Origin of the sequence: Tardiphaga sp., from assembly GCF_028290785.1 — a bacterium.
Lineage (GTDB): Bacteria > Pseudomonadota > Alphaproteobacteria > Rhizobiales > Xanthobacteraceae > Tardiphaga.
This window is the reverse complement of record NZ_JAQGJD010000029.1, coordinates 1-4,519: the sequence shown is the minus strand read 5'-3', so window position 1 is coordinate 4,519 and position 4,519 is coordinate 1. Positions and strand designations below refer to the sequence as shown.

At 64.1% G+C, this 4,519-nt stretch carries 6 protein-coding genes; 2 read left to right on the top strand and 4 right to left on the bottom strand.

Annotation, left to right across the window (positions count from 1 at the left end; genetic code table 11):
• The first annotated feature begins 113 nt into the window (after positions 1-113).
• Positions 114-1,388 (top strand): acyl-CoA dehydrogenase family protein, encoded by a 1,275-nt coding sequence (locus JWR89_RS01745; protein WP_299711001.1) that lies wholly within the window; start codon positions 114-116, stop codon positions 1,386-1,388.
• Positions 1,389-1,541: 153 nt separating this feature from the next.
• Here JWR89_RS01745 and JWR89_RS01740 read toward each other — a convergent pair whose 3' ends face one another.
• The 4 genes from JWR89_RS01740 to JWR89_RS01725 form a co-directional block, all read right to left on the bottom strand.
• Positions 1,542-2,180 carry an HAD family hydrolase gene (locus JWR89_RS01740; protein WP_299711004.1) on the bottom strand — a complete coding sequence of 213 codons (639 nt, stop codon included), beginning with the start codon at positions 2,178-2,180 and terminating at the stop codon, positions 1,542-1,544.
• Positions 2,181-2,210: 30 nt separating this feature from the next.
• On the bottom strand, positions 2,211-2,588 hold the full coding sequence (locus JWR89_RS01735; RefSeq protein WP_299710998.1) for a TIGR02301 family protein: 378 nt from the start codon (positions 2,586-2,588) through the stop codon (positions 2,211-2,213).
• Between the two features lie 74 nt (positions 2,589-2,662).
• Positions 2,663-3,085 (bottom strand): NUDIX hydrolase, encoded by a 423-nt coding sequence (locus JWR89_RS01730; protein WP_299710995.1) that lies wholly within the window; start codon positions 3,083-3,085, stop codon positions 2,663-2,665.
• The gene (locus JWR89_RS01725; protein ID WP_299710992.1) at positions 3,082-3,606 is read right to left on the bottom strand and encodes a hypothetical protein; all 525 of its coding nucleotides are present in this window, start codon (positions 3,604-3,606) and stop codon (positions 3,082-3,084) included. Before JWR89_RS01725 ends, JWR89_RS01730 begins: the two co-directional genes overlap by 4 nt.
• Positions 3,607-3,666: 60 nt before the next feature.
• Here JWR89_RS01725 and JWR89_RS01720 point away from each other — a divergent pair, with 60 nt between their 5' ends.
• Entirely contained in the window at positions 3,667-4,425 is a 759-nt protein-coding gene (locus JWR89_RS01720; RefSeq protein ID WP_299710989.1) for an SOS response-associated peptidase, read from the top strand.
• The last annotated feature ends 94 nt before the right edge of the window (positions 4,426-4,519 follow it).

The window sequence follows — 4,519 nt, the reverse complement described above, 5'->3', positions numbered from 1 at the left end:
CGATATTCCACTGCTTGACTTGGAAGTCGTCTTCTCACCTTAATCGATGGAGCAGGGGCCTCGCAGCGCCTTAACGCAAATGAAAATAAGACGACCTTTCGGGAGAAACTGCCTTGGATTTTTCGTTGCCGGCCGACCTCGTCGCCTATCTCGACGAGCTCGACAGTTTCATCGCCCGCGAGATCAAGCCGATCGAGAACGCGGACGACAACATCCGCTTCTTCGATCACCGCCGCGAATGGGCGCGCACCGATTTCGAGAACGGCGGATTGCCGCGGCATGAATGGGAAGCGCTGCTGCGCCGGGTGAAGAACCTCGCCGATACCGCTGGCCATCTGCGCTTCGCGATCCCGAAGGCCTATGGCGGCCAGGCCGGCAGCAATCTGTGGATGGCGGTGATCCGCGAACATTTTGCGTCGAAAGGCCTCGGCCTGCACAACGACCTGCAGAACGAGCATTCCATCGTCGGCAACCTGCCGCTGGTGACGATGCTGGATCGCTACGGCCGCGACGACCAGAAGGCGATGATCGAAGGCTCCATCACTGGAAAATATCGCATCACGTTCGGGTTGACCGAGCCCGAACACGGCTCCGATGCGACGCATATGGAGACCCGCGCGGTGCAAGCCACGCGCGACGGCGTCAAGGGCTGGGTGATCGACGGCGAGAAAATGTGGACCACCGGCATGCATGTGGCGACGCATTGCGCGCTGTTCGCGCGCACCTCCGGCAATGACGGCGACGCGCGCGGCATCACCTGCTTCCTGGTGCCGGCGAAGGCGGCGGGCGTGAAGATCGAGGAGTACATGTGGACCTTCAACATGCCGACCGATCATCCGCGGGTCAGTTTTACCGACGTGTTCGTGCCGGACGATGCGCTGTTCGGCGAGGTCGGCCGCGGGCTGTCATTGGCGCAATGTTTCGTGCACGAGAACCGGATCCGGCAGGCGGCGAGTTCGCTGGGCGCCGCGGTGTACTGCATCGAGGAAAGCGTGAAATACGCCCGCGAGCGAAAACCCTTTGGCCGCGCGCTCGCCGAGAACCAGGCGATCCAGTGGCCGCTGGTGGAGCTGGCGACGCAGGCCGAGATGCTGCGGCTGTTGATCCGCAAGACCGCGTGGGAAATGGACAAACTGACGCAGGCCGAGGTCGAGCACACGCTGTCCGATCGCGTCTCGATGTGTAATTTCTGGGCCAACCGGCTGTGCTGCGAAGCCGCCGACCGCGCCATGCAGGTGCATGGCGGCATGGGCTATTCGCGCCACAAGCCGTTCGAGCACATCTACCGCCACCACCGCCGCTACCGCATCACCGAAGGCAGCGAGGAAATCCAGAAGCGCAAGGTCGCGGGGTTTTTGTTCGGCTATATGGGCGCGGGGAAGCATTGAGGACGATCGCTGCGCTCGGCCGTTCCCCGGACGCGATGCAGCACGAAGTGCTGCTTCGCAGAGCCGGGGCCCCGGTTGCTACAATTCGAAGAAACCGGGATCCCGGATCTGCGCAGCGGCATAAAAATGCCGCAGCGCGTCCGGGACACGAGACTACTTGATCAATCCCGGAATCTCTCCCGGCGCCTTGCACAGATGCCCCGCGCCGGCATCGACCAATTCCGCGCGGCTGCCATAGCCGTACAGCACGCCGATGGTGGCGATGCCGTTGTTGGCGGCGCCGATGATGTCGTGCTGGCGGTCGCCGATCATGATCGCGCGCGCGGGGTCGGTGGCGGTCTCGTCCAGCGCGTAGCGCAGCAGGTCGGTCTTGTGGACGCGGGTGCCGTCGAGTTCGGAGCCGAACACGCGGCCGAAATGCGGTCGCAGTCCGAAGTGGTCGATGATGCGGTCGGCAAACACATGCGGCTTGCTGGTGGCGACGAACAGCCGGCGCCCCGGCGCGGCGACGGCCGTCAGCGTTTCCTCGATGCCGGCATAAAGCGTGTTCTCGAACAGCCCGACATCGCCAAAACGTTCGCGATAATAATCGACCGCGCGGTCGGCATCGGCGTCGGTGGTGCCGAGCAATGCCTTGAAGCTGGCGTGCAGCGGCGGGCCGATGCACCAGAGCAATTCGTCCTGCGTCGGCACCCTTATATCGAACCGGGCCAGCGCATACTGGATCGAGGCGGTGATGCCGATCTTGGGGTCGGTCAGCGTGCCGTCGAGATCGAAGAACACGGTGTCGATGGCGGGAGCGGTCGGCGTGAAGATGTTCATTCAGTTCGCATACCTGGCGGTGAGGTCGCGCGAAATCTTCGCGCCTTCCTCGATATAGCGGCGGATGGCGATGCCGGCCGCGGGGGTGCAGGTGCGATAGGTCTGCTGGAAGCCGTTATAGCCGCGGTTGAAGCCCGCGATCATGCGGGCGCGGCGCTCGCCGGACGGCGTTTCGGCATCGGTCAATGCCTGCATCTCGTTGCGCCACTTGGCGCCTTCGTTGTTGCCGCAGATGCCGCGCAGGTAATGCAGCGTGCCGAGGATCTCGGCCAGCCGCTGCAGGTCGGCATCGAACGGCGCCGCCACGTCCTGCGCCCGGGCGGGGCCCAGGCCGAAGGCCGCGACAAGGAGCAAGACGGCGGTGAGACGCTTGAGCATGAACAGGTGTCCGGGACCCGGCTGATATGCCTTTTCGGGGGGCGGGACGCAAGGCGAGCGGCCGCTGCGGCGGTTCAGGCCTCGGCCAGAGCGCGCGCCGCGTCGATGATGTCCTGCAGGCCGGGCGTCAACTGCCGGGGGCCGAGCGCATCCGGCGGCAGCCAGGCGAAATCATCGCATTCCTCGTTCAATGTCGGCTCCCCGGCGACCCAGCGCGCCGCGAACGACATCACGACAAAATGCTTGCCGCCGGAGGTCGCCGGCAGCACCTCGCGCCAGCCGGCCATGCCGAGAATCTCGATTTCGAGCCCGGTTTCTTCCATCACTTCGCGCGCCAATGCCACATGCAGCGGCTCGCCGAATTCGACCCTGCCGCCGGGCACCGACCACGCGCCCTTGGCAGGCGGGTGCGCGCGCTGCACCAGCAGCACTCGCCCATCGCGAAAAATCGAGGCGCTGACGGCGAGTTGCGGACGGATGACGGGTTCAGATGTCATGACGCCGCGTGCGCCATGATGGTATCGACGTCGGATTCCTGATCGCGGCCATTGATCACGCCGCCGGCCACGCCGACCAGCGGCTTGACCCAGTCGGAGGCCTGTTCGGCCAGCGTGGCGCGGGTCTTGTCCTGGTGCACTTCGCGCATGGCGTCGCCCACGGCAGTCAGGATCGAGGTCATGGTGGCGACCACCGTATCGAACTCGGCGCGCACGCTGGGGCGCGCGGAATTGTACGCGGCGATGGCCAGATCGCGGGCCTTGAAGTTGGATTTGATGAAATGCTCGGCATAGGTCAGCGGCTGCCATTCCAGGAATAGCTCGTAGCAATCCGGCATGTCCGGGATCAGCTCAAGCAGCATGATCGCTTCGTTGAAATGGTTGAGGTAATCGGTGGCGAGGCCGGTGCGAGGATTGATGTTGGCAGCCGACAGCTCCGCGGCGGACGCAGCCGGAGCTGCATCGGCGCTTCCCGGGTCGTGGCGATCGTGCTCCGCCGGTCTGAGGGCCGTCATGGTCATCTTTCGCACTCTTGGCGTTTTGGGTTAAAACCGCCTGAAGACATCGCGCTCGGATAGAGAATGTGTGGACGGTTCGTCATTACATCGGCGCCGGAGGCGTTGCGGAGGGTATTCGGCTACATTGAGCAGCCGAATTTTCCAGCGCGGTATAATGTTGCACCGACCCAGCCGGTTCCCGTTGTCATCGAGGAAAACGGCGCACGCCATTTTCGGTTGATGCGCTGGGGCCTGCTGCCGTCGTGGGTCAAGGACCCCCGCCAGTTCACGCTGTTGATTAATGCCCGCGCCGAGACCGTGCAAGAAAAGCCCGCGTTCAAAAACGCGATCCGACGTCGGCGCTGCCTGATACCGGCCGATGGCTATTACGAATGGCAAACGCTCGGTGAACGGAAGCAGCCGTATTTTATCCATCCATCCCATGGCGGGCCGATGGGATTCGCGGGCCTGCAGGAGACCTGGATGGGACCGAACGGCGAGGAACTGGATACGGTCGCCATCATCACCGCGGCTGCGAGTACCGGGATGTCGGTGCTGCATCACCGCGTGCCGGTCACGATCGCACCGGACGATTTTGCGCGCTGGCTGGATTGCAGCAGCGACAGCGCGTCGGACGTCATGACGATGCTGCATGCGCCGGCCGACGGTTCGTTTGCCTGGCACCCGGTATCGAGCGCGGTCAACAAGGTGGCGAATGACGACGCGCAACTGGTGCTGCCGATATCGGCGGCGCAGGCTGCGGAAGCGGCGACGCCGACGAAGAAGGTCGTGCGCAAGGCCGTGGCTGTCGCTGCCGATGACGGGCAGGGGTCGTTGTTTTAGCTTTAGTTGCGCAGGCCCCTCAGCCGTCATTGCGAGGAGCGAAGCGACGCGGCAATCCAGAAGCAGCAGACTCCGTAAGAACTGGATTGCTTCG

Excerpts from the sequence above, each read along its gene's own strand:
- JWR89_RS01735 (WP_299710998.1), bottom strand. The coding sequence starts at position 2,588 with ATGCTCAAGCGTCTCACCGCCGTCTTGCTCCTTGTCGCGGCCTTCGGC.
- JWR89_RS01730 (WP_299710995.1), bottom strand. The coding sequence starts at position 3,085 with ATGACATCTGAACCCGTCATCCGTCCGCAACTCGCCGTCAGCGCCTCG.
- JWR89_RS01725 (WP_299710992.1), bottom strand. The coding sequence starts at position 3,606 with ATGACCATGACGGCCCTCAGACCGGCGGAGCACGATCGCCACGACCCG.
- JWR89_RS01720 (WP_299710989.1), top strand. The coding sequence starts at position 3,667 with ATGTGTGGACGGTTCGTCATTACATCGGCGCCGGAGGCGTTGCGGAGG.